Origin of the sequence: Streptomyces sp. NPDC052773 (assembly GCF_044547145.1) — a bacterium.
Lineage (GTDB): Bacteria > Actinomycetota > Actinomycetes > Streptomycetales > Streptomycetaceae > Streptomyces.
Genome location: NZ_JBITZX010000013.1, coordinates 1 through 15,487 on the forward strand (window position 1 = coordinate 1; position 15,487 = coordinate 15,487).

13 protein-coding genes and 1 pseudogene are annotated in these 15,487 nt (G+C 72.0%); 11 read left to right on the forward strand and 3 right to left on the reverse strand.

Annotated elements, in window-relative coordinates:
* The 5 genes from ACIG0D_RS25820 to ACIG0D_RS25840 all read left to right on the forward strand — a co-directional run.
* On the forward strand, positions 1 to 499 hold a 499-nt coding region (locus ACIG0D_RS25820), incomplete at its 5' end, for a DUF3459 domain-containing protein (RefSeq protein ID WP_399805303.1).
* Positions 496 to 2,214: a maltose alpha-D-glucosyltransferase gene (gene treS, locus ACIG0D_RS25825; RefSeq protein WP_399805306.1), complete on the forward strand. Its 1,719-nt coding sequence runs from the start codon at positions 496 to 498 to the stop codon at positions 2,212 to 2,214. The genes ACIG0D_RS25820 and treS, both read left to right, overlap by 4 nt.
* 43 nt (positions 2,215 to 2,257) lie before the next feature.
* Positions 2,258 to 3,649, forward strand: coding sequence for a maltokinase (locus tag ACIG0D_RS25830; protein ID WP_399805309.1), 1,392 nt, complete (start codon positions 2,258 to 2,260; stop codon positions 3,647 to 3,649).
* Positions 3,650 to 3,653: 4 nt separating this feature from the next.
* Positions 3,654 to 5,894 (forward strand): 1,4-alpha-glucan branching enzyme, encoded by a 2,241-nt coding sequence (glgB, locus tag ACIG0D_RS25835; RefSeq protein ID WP_399805312.1) that lies wholly within the window; start codon positions 3,654 to 3,656, stop codon positions 5,892 to 5,894.
* Between the two features lie 79 nt (positions 5,895 to 5,973).
* Positions 5,974 to 7,071, forward strand: coding sequence for a glutamate--cysteine ligase (locus ACIG0D_RS25840; RefSeq protein WP_399805315.1), 1,098 nt, complete (start codon positions 5,974 to 5,976; stop codon positions 7,069 to 7,071).
* A gap of 207 nt (positions 7,072 to 7,278) precedes the next feature.
* On the opposite strand, the gene ACIG0D_RS25845 is transcribed toward ACIG0D_RS25840, so the two are convergent.
* A complete protein-coding gene (locus tag ACIG0D_RS25845; protein ID WP_399805318.1) occupies positions 7,279 to 7,512 on the reverse strand; it encodes a DUF6480 family protein in 234 nt (77 codons plus the stop codon).
* A gap of 153 nt (positions 7,513 to 7,665) precedes the next feature.
* Here ACIG0D_RS25845 and ACIG0D_RS25850 point away from each other — a divergent pair, with 153 nt between their 5' ends.
* From ACIG0D_RS25850 to ACIG0D_RS25860, 3 genes are all read left to right on the forward strand, one after another.
* Positions 7,666 to 9,570 (forward strand): AMP-dependent synthetase/ligase, encoded by a 1,905-nt coding sequence (locus ACIG0D_RS25850; RefSeq protein ID WP_399805321.1) that lies wholly within the window; start codon positions 7,666 to 7,668, stop codon positions 9,568 to 9,570.
* A 107-nt stretch (positions 9,571 to 9,677) separates the two neighbouring features.
* Positions 9,678 to 10,112: an ATP-binding protein gene (locus ACIG0D_RS25855; protein ID WP_365766508.1), complete on the forward strand. Its 435-nt coding sequence runs from the start codon at positions 9,678 to 9,680 to the stop codon at positions 10,110 to 10,112.
* Between the two features lie 250 nt (positions 10,113 to 10,362).
* Positions 10,363 to 11,745: an NAD(P)/FAD-dependent oxidoreductase gene (locus ACIG0D_RS25860; protein WP_399805324.1), complete on the forward strand. Its 1,383-nt coding sequence runs from the start codon at positions 10,363 to 10,365 to the stop codon at positions 11,743 to 11,745.
* 111 nt (positions 11,746 to 11,856) lie between these two features.
* On the opposite strand, the gene ACIG0D_RS25865 is transcribed toward ACIG0D_RS25860, so the two are convergent.
* Together ACIG0D_RS25865 and ACIG0D_RS25870 are read right to left on the reverse strand one after the other, a co-directional pair.
* Positions 11,857 to 12,774 carry an RNA polymerase sigma factor SigF gene (locus tag ACIG0D_RS25865; RefSeq protein ID WP_399805327.1) on the reverse strand — a complete coding sequence of 306 codons (918 nt, stop codon included), beginning with the start codon at positions 12,772 to 12,774 and terminating at the stop codon, positions 11,857 to 11,859.
* Positions 12,775 to 13,006: 232 nt separating this feature from the next.
* Positions 13,007 to 13,444, reverse strand: coding sequence for an ATP-binding protein (locus ACIG0D_RS25870; RefSeq protein WP_399805698.1), 438 nt, complete (start codon positions 13,442 to 13,444; stop codon positions 13,007 to 13,009).
* 166 nt (positions 13,445 to 13,610) lie between these two features.
* Between ACIG0D_RS25870 and ACIG0D_RS25875 the strand changes: the two genes are divergently transcribed.
* From ACIG0D_RS25875 to ACIG0D_RS25885, 3 genes and pseudogenes are all read left to right on the forward strand, one after another.
* The gene (locus ACIG0D_RS25875) at positions 13,611 to 13,826 is read left to right on the forward strand and encodes a hypothetical protein (RefSeq protein ID WP_399805330.1); all 216 of its coding nucleotides are present in this window, start codon (positions 13,611 to 13,613) and stop codon (positions 13,824 to 13,826) included.
* 56 nt (positions 13,827 to 13,882) lie between these two features.
* A pseudogene (locus ACIG0D_RS25880) lies at positions 13,883 to 14,700 on the forward strand (hypothetical protein).
* Positions 14,701 to 15,015: 315 nt separating this feature from the next.
* Positions 15,016 to 15,468 carry a cyclic nucleotide-binding domain-containing protein gene (locus ACIG0D_RS25885; RefSeq protein ID WP_399805333.1) on the forward strand — a complete coding sequence of 151 codons (453 nt, stop codon included), beginning with the start codon at positions 15,016 to 15,018 and terminating at the stop codon, positions 15,466 to 15,468.
* Positions 15,469 to 15,487 lie beyond the last annotated feature (19 nt).

The window sequence follows — 15,487 nt, forward strand, 5'->3', positions numbered from 1 at the left end:
CTCCGGCTACGAGCTGTGCGAGAACACCCCGCTCAGGGAGGGCAGCGAGGAGTACCTCGACTCGGAGAAGTACCAGCTGCGGCCCCGCGACTGGGCGGCGGCCGAGCGCGAGGGGCGCACCATCGCACCCCTCATCACCCGACTGAACGACATCCGGCGCCGCCACCCCGCGCTGCACCGGCTGCGCACGCTGCACTTCCACCGGACCGACAACGACGCACTGATCGCGTACAGCAAGCGGTCCGGCTCCGACACGGTTCTGGTGGTCGCCAACCTCGACCCTCACCACACTCAGGAGGCCACGGTCACGCTGGACCTGCCGCAACTCGGCCTGGACCCGCACGCAGCCGTGTCGGTGCACGACGAACTGACGGGTGAGACCTATCACTGGGGCAGCACGAACTACGTGCGTCTGGAGCCGGGCCGCGCGCCGGCCCATGTGCTCCACGTCCAGCGGTCCCCCGCCGCGCCGCAGATCGGAGGGTCAGCAGCGTCATGACTGTCAACGAGCCCGTCCCGGACACCTTCGAGGACACACCCGCCCAGGACCGTGACCCCGAGTGGTTCAAGCGCGCCGTCTTCTACGAAGTGCTGGTGCGCTCCTTCCACGACAGCAACGGTGACGGCGTCGGTGACCTCAAGGGTCTGACCGCCAAGCTGGACTATCTGCAGTGGCTCGGCGTCGACTGCCTGTGGCTGCCGCCGTTCTTCAAGTCCCCGCTCAGGGACGGGGGTTACGACGTCTCCGACTACACCGCCGTGCTCCCCGAGTTCGGTGACCTGGCGGACTTCGTCGAGTTCGTGGACGCCGCCCACCAGCGCGGCATGCGGGTCATCATCGACTTCGTCATGAACCACACGAGCGACCAGCACCCGTGGTTCCAGGAGTCCCGCAAGGACCCGGACGGCCCCTACGGCGACTACTACATGTGGGCCGACGACGACAAGAAGTACCAGGACGCGCGGATCATCTTCGTCGACACCGAGACGTCCAACTGGACGTACGACCCGGTCCGCGGCCAGTACTACTTCCACCGCTTCTTCTCCCACCAGCCGGACCTCAACTACGAGAACCCCGCGGTCCAGGAGGAGATCCTGGCGGCCCTGCGCTTCTGGCTGGACCTGGGCATCGACGGCTACCGCCTGGACGCCGTGCCCTACCTCTACGCCGAGGACGGCACGAACTGCGAGAACCTGCCCGCGACGCACGAGTTCCTGAAGCGGGTCCGCCGCGAGATCGACGCGATGTACCCGGACACCGTGCTGCTGGCGGAGGCCAACCAGTGGCCGGAGGACGTGGTCGACTACTTCGGCGACTACGCCAGCGGCGGCGACGAATGCCACATGGCCTTCCACTTCCCCGTGATGCCGCGCATCTTCATGGCCGTGCGCCGCGAGTCCCGCTACCCGGTCTCGGAGATCCTGGCCAAGACGCCCGCGATCCCCTCCGGCTGCCAGTGGGGCATCTTCCTGCGCAACCACGACGAGCTGACCCTGGAGATGGTCACCGACGAGGAGCGCGACTACATGTGGGCCGAGTATGCCAAGGACCCGCGGATGCGCGCCAACATCGGCATCCGGCGGCGGCTCGCGCCCCTCCTGGACAACGACCGCCACACCATCGAGCTGTTCTCCGCCCTGCTGCTCTCCCTGCCCGGCTCGCCGATCCTCTACTACGGCGACGAGATCGGCATGGGCGACAACATCTGGCTCGGCGACCGGGACGCCGTACGCACCCCCATGCAGTGGACGCCCGACCGCAACGCGGGCTTCTCCACCTGCGACCCGGGCCGCCTCTCCCTGCCGACCATCATGGACCCGGTCTACGGCTACCAGGTCACCAACGTCGAGGCGTCCATGGCGTCGCCGTCGTCGCTGCTGCACTGGACCCGCCGCATGATCGAGATCCGCAAGCAGAACCCCGCCTTCGGACTCGGTTCGTTCCGCGAGCTCCAGTCGTCGAACCCCGCGGTGCTCGCGTTCCTGCGCGAGTACGAGGACGACCTGGTGCTCTGCGTGAGCAACTTCGCGCGTTTCGCCCAGCCGACCGAGCTGGACCTGCGCGAGTTCGCCGGCCGCCACCCGGTCGAGCTGTTCGGCGGGGTCCGCTTTCCCGCCATCGGCGAACTTCCGTACCTGCTGACCCTCGGGGGCCACGGCTTCTACTGGTTCCGGCTCGTCCGAGTCGCATCTCGCATCGGCCGCCGGCTGTGAGGCCGACGACCGTGAGCGTGCGCCGACGAAAGGAGGCGTCACCATGACGAAGACCGCATACCTCCGACCGAGTGGCAGCGGCAGGGCCGGGCTCACCCGGCCCATGGCCTCGCTCGACGGCCTGCTGCGGGCGTGGCTGCCGAGGCAGCGGTGGTTCGCAGGGAAGGACCGTCCCGTCACGGACCTGCGGCTGCTGTCCCTGACGGAGCTGTTCCCCGGCTGTCTGCACCTGCTGGTGCACGCCGGTCACGCGGGCGGCCACGGGGGTCACGCGGGTGTGCCCGCGCCCGGCGGCACTCCACCTCCGGGGGACATCTACCAGCTCATCCTCGGGGTGCAGGAGCACCCGTCGCCACGGCTGGGCCGGGCTCTGATCGGGCGCGCCCAGGAAGGCCCGCTGGCCGGTCTGACGATCTACGACGCTCTCCTCGACCCCCGTTCGGCGCAGCTGCTGCTGGAGCGGCTGCGGCACCCGGGCTCGGCGGGCCCGCTGCGCTTCGAGGCCGACCCGGCCCAGCCGGTGCCGGCCGGGCTCGTGCCGCGGGTGCTGGACGCCGAGCAGTCGAACTCCTCGCTGGTCTACGGCGACGAGTTCATCCTGAAGGTGTTCCGGCGGATCCAGCCGGGCGTCAACCCCGACCTGGAGGTGCCGGTCGCGCTGGCCGGACAGGGCTGTGCGCGGGTGCCCGCGCCGGTGGCATGGTTCCGCACCACCCAGCCGCAGCCCGCGACGCTGGGCGTGCTCCAGCCGTTCCTGCGGGACGCGGCCGACGGCTGGACGCTGTCCCTGAACGCCCTCGCCACCGGCGCCGACTTCACCCCTCACGCCCGCGAGCTCGGCCGGGCCACCGCCGACGTCCACCTGGCGCTGGCCGCAGCGTTCCCGACCGGCGCGCCCGGCGAGAACGCACGGACGGCGGCGGCGATGGCCGAACGGCTGGACGCCGCCGCGCACAGCGTGCCCGCGCTGCGGCCGTACGTGCCGGGGCTGCGCGGCGCGTTCAGCGCGCTCACGACCTGTGATCCGGGGCCGCCGGCCCAGCGGATCCACGGCGATCTGCACCTGGGTCAGGTGCTGCGCGCCGGCCGCGAGTGGTTCGTCATCGACTTCGAGGGCGAGCCGTCCCGTCCGCTCGCCGAGCGGCGCAGCGCCCAGTCCCCGGTGCGGGACATCGCGGGCATGCTGCGTTCCTTCGACTACGCGGCCCGGCAGCGCCGGCCCTGGCGCCCCGAGTGGGCGCGCCGCTGCCGGGAGGCGTTCTGCGCGGGTTACGCGGCGCGCGCCGGCTGGGACCCCCGCAAGAAGCACGGCCTGCTGCGGGCCTACGAGACCGACCGGGCCGTCTACGAAGTGCTCTACGAGGCCAGACACCGTCCGGACTGGCTCCCCGTGCCGATGGCGGCGATCGAACGACTCGCCGTGAGAGGAGACTGACACCGTGGCGCTGCCCGACACCTCACTCCCCGAGAACCCCGCACTCCCCGAGAACTCGGCCCCGCCCCCGGCCGCGCACCGGCCGGGCGGGGCGGCTCCCCCGCTGGACCCGGCCGACCGGGACCGGCTGCTGTCCGGGTCGCATCACGACCCGCACGCCCTGCTCGGCGCGCACCCCGTGCCGGGCGGGGTCGCCGTGCGGGCGCTGCGCCCGTTCGCCGAGTCGGTGACCGCCCTGGTCGACGGGGTGCGGCACCCGCTGGTCTCGGAGGGCGACGGCCTGTTCTCCACCGTCCTGCCCTGTGCGGAGATCCCGGCGTACACGCTGCTGATCTCCTACGGGGACGGCGAGCGGGAGACGCACGACCCGTACCGGTTCCTGCCGGCGCTCGGCGAGCTGGATCTGCATCTGATCCGCGAGGGCCGGCACGAGCAGCTGTGGAAGGCGCTCGGGGCCGAGCCGATGACCCACGAGGGCGTGGCCGGCACCCGGTTCACGGTGTGGGCGCCGAACGCGCGCGGGGTGCGGGTCGCCGGGGACTTCTGCCACTGGGACGGGACCGCGTTCCCGATGCGGTCGCTGGGCGCGTCCGGGGTGTGGGAGCTGTTCCTGCCGGGCATCGGTGAGGGCACCCGGTACAAGTTCGAGATCACCTCCCAGTACGGGGGCCGGTTCCTGAAGGCGGACCCGATGGCCCGCGAGGCGGAGCTGCCGCCGGACACGGCGTCGGTCGTCACGAGGTCGCGCTACGAGTGGGGCGACCAGGAGTGGCTGGCGCACCGCGCGGACACGCCGGTGCACGAGGCGCCGTTCTCGGTGTACGAGGTGCACCTGCCGTCCTGGCGGCCGGGGCTGACCTACCGGCAGCTCGCCGAGGAGCTGCCGGCGTACGTGAAGGACATGGGCTTCACGCATGTGGAGCTGATGCCGGTGGCCGCGCACCCGTTCAGCGGGTCGTGGGGCTACCAGGTGACGTCCTACTACGCGCCGACCCCGCGGCTCGGCAGCCCGGACGACTTCCGGTACTTCGTCGACTCCTGTCACCGGGCGGGCATCGGCGTGATCATGGACTGGGTGCCGGCGCACTTCCCGAAGGACGACTGGGCGCTGGCCCGCTTCGACGGGGACCCGCTGTACGAGCCCGGGAACGCGCAGCGGGCGGAGCACCCGGACTGGGGCACGTACGAGTTCGACTACGCGCGCACCGAGGTGCGCAACTTCCTCGTCGCCAACGCCGTCTACTGGTGCGAGGAGTTCCACATCGACGGGCTGCGCGTCGACGCGGTCGCCTCGATGCTCTACCTCGACTACTCCCGCGAGGACGGCCAGTGGTCGCCGAACGCCTACGGCGGCCGGGAGGACCTGGCGGCGATGGCGTTCCTCCAGGAGATGAACGCGACCGTCTACCGGCGGGTGCCCGGCGTGGTGACCATCGCCGAGGAGTCCACCGCCTGGGGCGGGGTGACGAAGCCGACCGAGTGGGGCGGGCTGGGGTTCGGGCTGAAGTGGAACATGGGCTGGATGCACGACTCGCTCCAGTACATGAGCAAGGAGCCGGTGCACCGCAAGTACCACCACAACGAGATGACCTTCTCGATGGTGTACGCGTACAGCGAGAACTACGTCCTGCCGATCTCCCACGACGAGGTCGTGCACGGCAAGCAGGCGCTGGTCTCGAAGATGCCCGGCGACTGGTGGCAGCGGCGCGCCAACCACCGCGCCTACCTGGGCTTCATGTGGGCCCACCCGGGCAAGCAGCTGCTCTTCATGGGCCAGGAGTTCGCCCAGGGCGGCGAGTGGTCGGAGGCGCACGGCCCCGAGTGGTGGCTGCTGGACGAGGGCTACTGCGCGGCGGGTGACCACCGCGGCGTCCAGGACCTGGTGCGCGACCTCAACACCCACTACCGGGGCACCCCCGCCCTGTGGCAGCGCGACACCGACCCGGCCGGTTTCCGCTGGGTGGCGTGTGACTCGGCCGACGACAACGTCTTCGCGTTCCTGCGTTACGCCGCCGACGGCAGCCCGCTGCTCGCGGTCAGCAACTTCTCCCCCGTCGTCCGCCACGACTACCGCCTGTGGGCCCCGGACGACGTGGTCGCCTGGCAGGAGATCCTGAACACCGACGCGGCCCGCTACGGCGGCAGCGACGTCACCAACCCGGGTTCGGTCAAGCCCGAGGACGACCACATCCGGCTCACCCTGCCGCCGCTGGCCACGGTCTGGCTGACGCCCGTGCCGGTGTGAACCGCCGCCGCCGGGGCAGTCGTGGCCTACGGGAGGAGGGTCCTCCCACCTAGGCAAGGCGTCGGAAAGGCGGGCACAAGTGCGCACCGTCGGTGTGGAGGAGGAGCTCCTCCTGGTGGATCCGGAGACCGGCGAGCCACGGGCCCGCTCGGCGGCCGTACTGGCCCGCGCGGTCCAGGAGGATGCCGAACAGGATGTGTTCGAGAAGGAACTCTACGATCAGATGCTGGAGTTCGCGACGCATCCGCAGTCGGACATGGCGGCGCTGGGCGCGGAGATCGTCCGCTGCCGCCGGGAGGCCGCCCGGCACGCGGAGGGGATCGGCTGCGCGGTCGCCGCGCTGGCCACCTCCCCGCTGCCGGTCAGCCCGTCCGTGGGCGCGAACGAGCGCTATCAGTGGATGGAGCGGGAGTACGGGATCGCCACCCGCGAACAGATGGTCCTGGGCTGTCATGTCCATGTGGCCGTCGACTCGGACGAGGAGGGCGTGGCGGTCGTGGACCGGCTGCGGCCGTGGCTCTCGGTGCTGTCCGCGCTGAGCGCCAACTCGCCCTTCTGGCAGGGAAAGGACACCGGTTACAGCAGCTACCGCAGCCGGGTCTGGCAGCGCTGGCCGTCGGCCGGCCCGACCGAGCTCTTCGGCTCGGCGGAGCGCTACCGGCGGCGCGTCGCGGACATGATGGCGACGGGCACCCTGCTCGACGAGGCGATGGTGTACTTCGACGCCCGGCTGTCCGAGCGCTATCCCACGGTGGAGATACGGGTCTCCGACGTCTGTCTGGAAGCGGACACCGCCGTGCTGATCGCCACCCTCGCCCGGGCTCTGGTGGAGACGGCGGCCCGGGACTGGCGGGCGGGACGGCCGCCGGCCGATCTCGGGGTGAGCGTGCTGCGGCTGGCCGGGTGGCGCGCCGCCCGCTCCGGGCTCACCGGCGACCTGCTGCTGCCCGCCGGGATGCATCCCGCTCCGGCCGAGACGGTCGTCGGGGCCCTGCTGGAGCACGTCGAGGACGCGCTCAAGGACAGCGGAGACCTGGACCGGGCGCGCGAGACCTGCGCCCGGCTGTTCCGGGAGGGCAACGGCGCCCGCGTGCAGCGGGAGCTGCTGGAACGGACGGACAGCCTCCGCGAGGTCGTCGCCGAGTGCGTGCGCCGGACCCAGGGCGAGACGGGCTGAACGCGGGCAACGGGCTGAGGTCGCCGCGGCGCGCCATGACGTGAGCGCGCCGCGGCGCGTGCGGGCACGACCCGGCGTGTGCGGGCACGGTTCCAACACGGCTCGCGGACACCACTCCGGTCACGGCACGCGGACGTCACTCCCCGGCACCGCGCGCGGACCCGGTCCGGGCGTGGTGCGCGTGGTCGATGCCGCGGACGCCGTGGGCTAGAGCATCAGCGTCAGGGCGTAGGCCAGGAAGAACGCCGCCACGAGGACCACCAGCACGATGATCACCGTCAGCGGGCCCTTGGCCCAGCCTTTGGGTGGGTTGTGCGTCTCCCGGGGGCCGGCCTCCGGCATGCTGCTCTCCGCGGGCGGGGTCTCCCCGGGGGGTACACCGCCACCCGGTTCGAGGCCTGTCGTCCGCTCGGGTTCTGGGTCTGGGTTGACATGACTCATGTGCTCCGAGTCCCCCGATCCCGCCGAGATCATCAAACGGGTCCCACTTCCGCGGACCGGCCACCATGCGGGCCCGCCGACCGCTAGATTCGACCAGCGCCGATAACGGTTCTCGTCGGCGACGTCACGGCCCGTACACCCCAGGAGCAGCGCATGCGCGATGTCGCACTCGCTCGCCCGACCATGCCGCCCGCGCTGACCGGCGGGCTCGCCGACAGCCTCTTCGAGAGGGCCGAACGCGACCCGGCCCTGCCCCTCGCCGCGTACCGTCCGGATCCGTACTCCGAGCACTGGGAGGAGGTGACCGCGGTGGAGCTGCGGGACGAGGTGGTCGATCTGGCGCGGGGGCTGATCGCCTCGGGGATCTCCCCCGGCCGGCGCGTCGCGGTCATGGCGCGCACCCGGTACGAGTGGACGGTGTTCGCCTACGCGCTGTGGGCGGTGGGCGCCGAGGTGGTGCCGGTGTATCCGAGCGCGTCCCGTGAGCAGGTCGAGTGGATCCTGCGGGACTCGGCGTGCGCGGCCGTGGTGGTGGAGGACGAGCACGGCGCGATGACGGTCGGCTCGGTGTGCGCGGGGCTGCCGGCGCTGCGGCATGTGTGGCAGCTCGACGCGGGCGGGATCGCGCAGCTGGCCAAGCGGGGCGAGGTGATCCCGCCGGAGACGGTCGACTCGCTGCGCCGGATCGTGCTGCCGGACGCCACCGCGGTCATCGCCTACACCTCGGGCGCCTCGGGCCGCCCGCTGGGCTGCGCGCTCAGCCACCGCGGGCTGGCGAGCGTCTGCGACACCCTGCTCGCGGGCTGGGGCCACACGGCTGCGCCGCCGGGCCGGCAGGGCCGGATCCTGGTCTTCCTGCCGTTCTCCCATGTGTACGGCCTGATGGTCCAGGGCCTGTGCGTGCGCGGCGGGATGGTGCTGGGCCATGAGCCGGAGATGAGCGAGGCGGCCCTGAGCAGCGCGCTGCGCTCGTTCCGGCCGACGTACTTCCACGCGGTGCCGTCGCTGTTCGAGAAGCTGTACAAGACGTTCCTGCGGACGGCGCAGCAGTCGGGCCGCGGGGCGCTGTTCGAGCGGGCCGCGGAGACGGCGCGGGCGTTCGCGGCGGCCGCCGAGCGGCAGCGGCTGGGCCGGGGTTCGGGGCCGGGCATGGAGCTGCGGCTCCAGCACGCGGTGTACGAGCGGGCGGTGTACCGGCGGCTGCGGGCGGCGCTCGGCGGCCGGGTGGGGCGGGCCACTTCGGGCGGCTCGCCGCTCAGCCGCGAGCTGTCGCTGTTCTTCGAGGGCATCGGCATCTATGTGCACGACGGCTACGGGCTGACCGAGACCAGCGGCGGGATCACCATGCAGCCGCTGGGCCGGGAGAAGTCGGGCACGGTGGGGCAGGCCCTGCCGAGCACGGAGATCCGGGTGGCCGCCGACGGGGAGATCCTGGTGCGCGGTCCGTCGGTGTTCCAGGGCTATCTGGGTGATCCGGCGGCGACCGTGGCCGCGCTGCGCGGCGGCTGGCTGGCGACCGGGGATCTGGGGCATCTGGACTCCGAGGGCTATCTGACGATCACGGGGCGCAAGAAGGACGTGATCATCACCAGCAGCGGCAAGAGCGTCGCCCCGGCGGCGCTGGAGCAGCGGCTGCGGATGCATCCGCTCATCCATCAGGCGGTCGTCGTCGGCGACAACCGGCCGTGTGTGGGCGCCCTGATCACCCTGGACCCGGAGTTCCTGGTGCACTGGCGGGCGGCGCTGGCGCTGCCGGGGGACGCGCCGTTGCGGGAGGCGCGGGAGGAGAACGCGCTGCGGGAGGAGGTCGCGCGGGCGGTGGCCGCGGCCAACAGCGCGGTGTCCCGGTCGGAGTCGATCCGGGTGTTCCGGGTGCTGCCGGAGCCGTTCGACGTGGCGAACGGGCTGCTGACGCCGTCGATGAAGCTGCGCCGGGACGCGATCGTGCGGCACTACGCGGCGGACATCGACGCGATGTACGCGGCGCGGGCACCGCTGCCCCGGCTCGCGGCCGAGGAACCGGCGCTCTGGGACGAGGCGGACGACGTGTTCCGCTGAGCCCGGCGCTCCCGGTTCGCATGGGCCCGGCGGCGGGGGGAACTCGCCACGTGGCGCACCTGGAAGAGGTGGCGACAGGCCTGCGAACCCTACGCGGGAATGGCGACATGACGACCGAGCCGGGATGGGACGACAGACTGGCTGCCCGAGGAATCCCCAGCCGCACGATCGGCTTTCCGGGCGAGCCGCGCGACGTTACGGGTGCGCGGCTCGCGGCCGAGGCGTTCTTGCGGGACCTCGCGCGGGTGGCGCCGCCCGCTCTGCCCGAGCACTGGGACGACGTCCTGCTCGTGGTCACGGAGCTGGCGGCGAACGCGGTGCAGTACGCACCGGGCCCCTTCGAGCTGCGGCTTCGCCGCGCGTTCGACGGGGTGCACGTCACCCTGCACGACACCAGCACCACGCCGCCGGCGCCGCGCCCGTTCCGCCCGAGCACGGGCGGCGGCGGCATCGGCTGGCATCTGCTGCACGCCCTGTGCGAGCAGGTGAGCGTGGTGACCGGGAAGGACGGCAAGGACGTGCACGCGTTCCTGCCGTGGTGACGGCCGCGGAGGTTACCCGCTGCCGCCGCGCAGCCCGCGGCGGCGGATGTCGAAGGGGGTGGCGGCACATGCCGTGCGGATAGCGATCGGCAGCCCAGTGAGGAACGACGTTCGAGGAAGTGAGGACTGGACCATTGGCCCGTGAAGAGCCGGCGCGGGTGCGGACGACCAGAGCGGTCATCTGCAAGCCGCGCCCGACTGGCGCTCCGGCGTCCGGCACGGTGGGATCGATGCGTACACCGCGGAAGGGATGGACGACGTGACACGACCCAGGATTCTGGTGGTGGGCGCGGGCTTCGCGGGGGTGGAGTGCGTACGGCGCCTGGAACGCCGGCTCGGCCCCGACGAGGCCGACGTCACGCTGGTGACCCCGTTCTCCTATCAGCTGTATCTGCCGCTGCTGCCGCAGGTCGCCTCCGGGGTGCTCACGCCCCAGTCGATCGCGCTGTCCCTGCGCCGCAGCCGTAAGTACCGCACCCGGATCATCCCGGGCGGAGCCATCGGCGTGGACCTCAAGGCGAAGGTCTGCGTGATCCGCACGATCACCGACCAGACCGTCAACGAGCCGTACGACTATCTCGTACTGGCCCCGGGGAGCGTGACCCGCACCTTCGACATCCCCGGGCTGACCGACCACGCCTTCGGCATGAAGACCCTCGCCGAGGCCGCCTACATCCGGGACCACGTCATCTCGCAGCTGGACCTCGCCGACGCCAGCCAGGACCCCGCCGAGCGGGCCTCCCGGCTGCAGTTCGTGGTCGTCGGCGGCGGTTACGCGGGCACCGAGACGGCGGCCTGCCTGCAGCGGCTGACCCACAACGCCGTGAAGCGCTATCCGCGGCTCGACCCGCGGCTGATCAAGTGGCATCTGATCGACATCGCGCCGAAGCTGATGCCCGAACTCGGCGACAAGCTGGGCCGCAGCGCCCTGGAAGTGCTCCAGCGGCGGGGCATCGAGGTCTCGCTCGGGGTGTCCATCGAGAAGGCGGGCCCGGAGGAGGTCACCTTCACCGACGGCCGGGTGGTCCCGACGCGCACCCTGATCTGGACGGCCGGCGTGGTGGCGAGCCCGCTCATCGCGACGCTGGGCGCGGAGACGGTGCGCGGGCGGCTCGCCGTGACCGCGGAGATGACCGTGCCGGGCCACGACGGGGTGTTCGCGCTGGGCGACGCGGCGGCGGTGCCGGACGTGGCCAAGGGGCTGGGCAATGTGTGCCCGCCCACCGCGCAGCACGCCATGCGGCAGGGCCGCAAGGTCGCCGACAACGTCATCGCGACGCTGCGGAGCCAGCCCCTGGAGCCGTACATCCACAAGGATCTCGGTCTCGTCGTCGACCTGGGCGGGAAGGACGCGGTGTCCAAGCCGCTCGGTGTGGAGCTGCACGGGTTGCCCGCGCAGGCGGTGGCGCGCGGCTACCACTGGTCGGCGCTGCGCACCAACGTCGCCAAGACACGGGTGCTGACCAACTGGGTGCTGAACGCGGTCGCCGGGGACGACTTCGTCCGTACCGGTTTCCAGGCGCGCAAGCCCGCCAAGCTGAAGGACTTCGAGTACACGGACGCCTACATGTCGCCGGAGGAGGTGCGGGCGCACGTCGAGAGCACGGGTGGCACAGGTCCGCAGACGTCCTGACCCGCCCGGACGGAAAAGGGAGGCCGGTCCGCACGGACCGGCCTCCCTTTTTTCCGGGGTACCCCTTCGGTGCCCCCGGAGCGCCCCTCCGGCGCTCCGGAGAGACCCCCTTCAGCGGCGGCGCCGCCCGTTGCACGAGGTCCCGGCCGACTTCCCGGCCGACTTCCCGGTGGCCTTGCGGGTGGCACCCGACCGACCGGCGCCGCGCCGGCCCAGGGCCTCGTCGCGGACGCGGGCGCAGCTGCGGCTGATGAGCCGGGAGACGTGCATCTGGGAGATGCCGAGCCGGTCGGCGATCCGGCTCTGCGTCATGTCCTCGAAGAACCGCATGTAGAGGATGGCGCGTTCGCGTTCCGGCAGGTTGCGCAGGCACTCCTTGGCGGACTCGCGGTCCACCACGACGTCATAGGCGTTGTCCGGCGCGCCGAGGGTGTCGGCGAGGCTGTACCCGTCCTCGTCGGAGGAGAGTTCGGCGTCGAGGGAGAGGGTGCTGAAGCTCTCCAGCGCCTCGATGCCGGTGGCGACCTCTTCCTCGGTGAGGCCGGTGTGGGCGGCGATGTCGGCGATGGAGGGCTCGCGGGTGCCGGGGCTCTGGGCGAGTTCGCGGCGGGCGACGCGCACCTTGTTGCGCAGCTCCTGCACCCGGCGCGGGACGCGCAGCGCCCACATGCGGTCCCGGAAGTGGCGCTTGACCTCGCCGGTGATGGTGGGGACGGCGTAGCTCTCGAAGGCCCCGCGTTCGGGGTCGTAACGGTCGATCGCCTTCACCAGTCCGAGGGCGGCCACCTGGCGCAGGTCCTCGACGGACTCGCCCCGGTCGCGGAACCGCCCGGCGATGCGGTGGGCCATGGGGAGCCAGGCGGTGACGAGTTCGTCGCGCACGGCGTCACGCTCGGGGCCGTCCGGCAGCTCGGCCAGCCGGGCGAAGAGGTGGGCGGTCTCGGGCGCGTCGTCGTGCTGTCGTCGGTTGGGGTGCGTGGTGGGGTTCCCGGAGGTGGTGGTGCGGCTGGTCGACGTGTCGATGCGCATGCGGAATCGCTCCTGAACGGTCTTCTCAGCGTCTTTCTCGGGACTGATGACCGCGGGAAGAGGATGCGTCCGGCCGACCCGGAGGCCCCGGAGCGCAGACCACTCCCCGCTGGCGCGCCTCCGGTCCGAAGCACGAAAGTGCGCTTGCCCGGTCGCCGGGGGAACAAACGCCGACTACTGCGCGGAAGTCCGCGTCGGCCGCTCAGAAGGCTTCCACCTGCGTCGATGTGCTTCAGAAGACGTCCACCTCGGCGGTGATGCGCTTGCCGCCCGTGGGCAAACCGGTGACCCGTACGTCGCGGGCCAGGCGGCAGACGATCGGCCAGCCCCGGCCGCCGAGCCGCCGGCGCCCGCGGGCGTCGAGCGGTCCCCTGACCTCGGGGAGCCGGTCACTGCGATCGCTCACCGACACCCGCACCCCGTGCTCGACGACGTCGACGTCCACCTCGGTGACGCCGCCGCCGTGCAGGATGGCGTTGGTGGTCAGTTCGGACGCCACGAGCAGGGCGTCCGCGAGGCCGTCCTCGTCGCAGCGGGCACCGGTGGCCATACAGCGCCGTGCCACCGCGTTCCGTACGGCTCCGCGCACGTCGGCCGGATGGCAGGCGTCCGGGCAGGTGGGCCCGTGCCGGCCGGACGGCTCGCCTCGCGGGTCGGTCCAGTGCTGGATGCTCACGTCACTCGCTCCCTGACTGCTCGGTCGGGAAAAACGGGAAGCTGGGGGCGATTCAGCCCGATTGCCCCCACTTTTCGGCTGACCGTCGAGGGCCGCCCCAAACCCGTGATGCCCCGTCCGGACGGCCATCGAGGCCCGGATCGCGGGGTACGCGGAGGTCATGACCGATGTCGTGGATTCAGACGAGCTGTTGCGACGCATCCAGCGGGGCAGGGCCTGGGCCGTGCGGGAGGAGAGCACCTGGCGGCAGCGCGGTGCCGAGGCGGCCGAGCCGGACCAGGCCCGCGAGGCCGCCGCTCGTGCGCTGGCGTTCCAGGCGGTGATCGGGGTGCTGGACGAGATCCTGAACCCCGGCAAACACGCGGAAGGGGGGTGAGCGGCATCCGGGTGGTGCCTCGATCGACGTCCGCGGGCGCCGGGCACCCGTAGGCCATGTCAGCCGATCACACCCGGGCGCCCGTGCTGGAAGCCCTCGCCCAGTACCGCCGCAGTGACCGCCTGTCCTTCACCCCGCCGGGGCACAAGCAGGCCCGCGGGGCCGATCCCGCGGGGATGCTCCCCACTCGGTGAAGGCGGCGATGCTGGCGGTCGCCGGACCGCACGAGAAGCTGCTGATCGGGCGGGACGCCCACAAGGCGGTGGTGTCGGGGCTGATCCTGTCCGGCGTGGAGCCGGTGTGGGTGGAGCCGCGCTGGGACGTGGCGCGGCGGCTGGCGCATCCGCCGTCCGCCGCCGCGTTCGAGGAGGCGTTCGCCGCGCACCCGGACGCCGAGGGCGCGTTGGTCACGAGTCCGACGCCGGCCGCGGACTGGCTGCGGGAGCGGCGCGGTGTGGTCGCGCACCTCACCGACCACCGCCGGATCGGGATGCAGCTCACGCACGCCGACGACCGGGAGACGACGGGCGAACTACTGTCGGCGCTCAAGGAACTGGCGCGGTCCGCACCGGAGCTGGACGAGGCGCCGCGGGTGGCGGTGCCGGTCCCCGCCGAGCTGCGGATGGAGCAGGCGATGCTGCCCCGGGACGCGTTCTTCGGGCCGGCCGAAGCGGTGCCGCTCGGCGCGGCGGACGGCCGGATCGCCGCGGAGATGATCACGCCGTATCCGCCGGGGATCCCGGCGGTGCTGCCCGGTGAGCGGCTGCGCGAGCCGGTGCTGCGCTACCTGCGCACCGGTCTGACGGCGGGCATGAACCTGCCGGACGCCGCCGATCCGTCGCTGGAGACGATCCGCGTCGTGGCGCGGTCCTGAGACCCGTCGGCGAGGGCACGGGGACACGTGGGCGAAACGGGAAGGAAACCCGAGTGAAACAGGTCACGTGACCCGGTTCCGGGTGGGGTGAGGGCCCTCACATGGTTTATTCTTCATACATACGTGGTGACGGAGTCGACGGCATCCTCCTCCGGCACCGCTGCGGCCCTGGCTGGTTTCCCCCGTCCAGCCAGGGCTTTTATTTTCCCGCCGGACGGGAAACTCTCCTCCGCCGAGGTGCCCGCGACGCCCGCAGCGGCTGAAATGGGCGTAGGCAACGCACCGGAACCGAGCGCCGGCGAGGAGCACCGCGTCATGACCAAAGCGACGAAACTGCTGACCGCCCTACCCCCGCCGCAGCGGCAGCGTCTGATGACACTGGCCCGGGAGGTGTCCTTCCCCGAGGACACCCGGATCTTCGAGGCGGACGGAGTCGCCGACCGGTTCTGGGTGATCCGCTCCGGCGCGGTCTCGCTCGACCAGCGGGTGTCGTCGCTCCAGAGGGTGACCGTGGCCAGCCTCGGCTCCGGCGATCTGCTCGGCTGGTCCTGGCTGTTCCCGCCGCACCGGTGGGACTTCGGCGCCGAGGCCTTCAGCCCCGTACGCGCCTACGAGTTCGAAGCCGAGCCCGTGCTCGCGCTGTGCCAGGAGGATCCGCGGCTCGGCATGACGCTGACGCGGATCGTCGCCGAGATCCTCGCCCACCGGCTGGAGATGACCCGCGTGCAGCTGTTGGAGCAGTACAGCATGCACCGGCGCTCCTCCTAGGGGGTGCCTCGTCGATCAG

Excerpts from the sequence above, each read along its gene's own strand:
- treS (WP_399805306.1), top strand. The coding sequence starts at position 496 with ATGACTGTCAACGAGCCCGTCCCGGACACCTTCGAGGACACACCCGCC.
- ACIG0D_RS25830 (WP_399805309.1), top strand. The coding sequence starts at position 2,258 with ATGACGAAGACCGCATACCTCCGACCGAGTGGCAGCGGCAGGGCCGGG.
- ACIG0D_RS25845 (WP_399805318.1), bottom strand. The coding sequence starts at position 7,512 with ATGAGTCATGTCAACCCAGACCCAGAACCCGAGCGGACGACAGGCCTC.
- ACIG0D_RS25850 (WP_399805321.1), top strand. The coding sequence starts at position 7,666 with ATGCGCGATGTCGCACTCGCTCGCCCGACCATGCCGCCCGCGCTGACC.
- ACIG0D_RS25855 (WP_365766508.1), top strand. The coding sequence starts at position 9,678 with ATGACGACCGAGCCGGGATGGGACGACAGACTGGCTGCCCGAGGAATC.
- ACIG0D_RS25860 (WP_399805324.1), top strand. The coding sequence starts at position 10,363 with ATGGACGACGTGACACGACCCAGGATTCTGGTGGTGGGCGCGGGCTTC.
- ACIG0D_RS25865 (WP_399805327.1), bottom strand. The coding sequence starts at position 12,774 with ATGCGCATCGACACGTCGACCAGCCGCACCACCACCTCCGGGAACCCC.
- ACIG0D_RS25875 (WP_399805330.1), top strand. The coding sequence starts at position 13,611 with ATGACCGATGTCGTGGATTCAGACGAGCTGTTGCGACGCATCCAGCGG.
- ACIG0D_RS25885 (WP_399805333.1), top strand. The coding sequence starts at position 15,016 with ATGACCAAAGCGACGAAACTGCTGACCGCCCTACCCCCGCCGCAGCGG.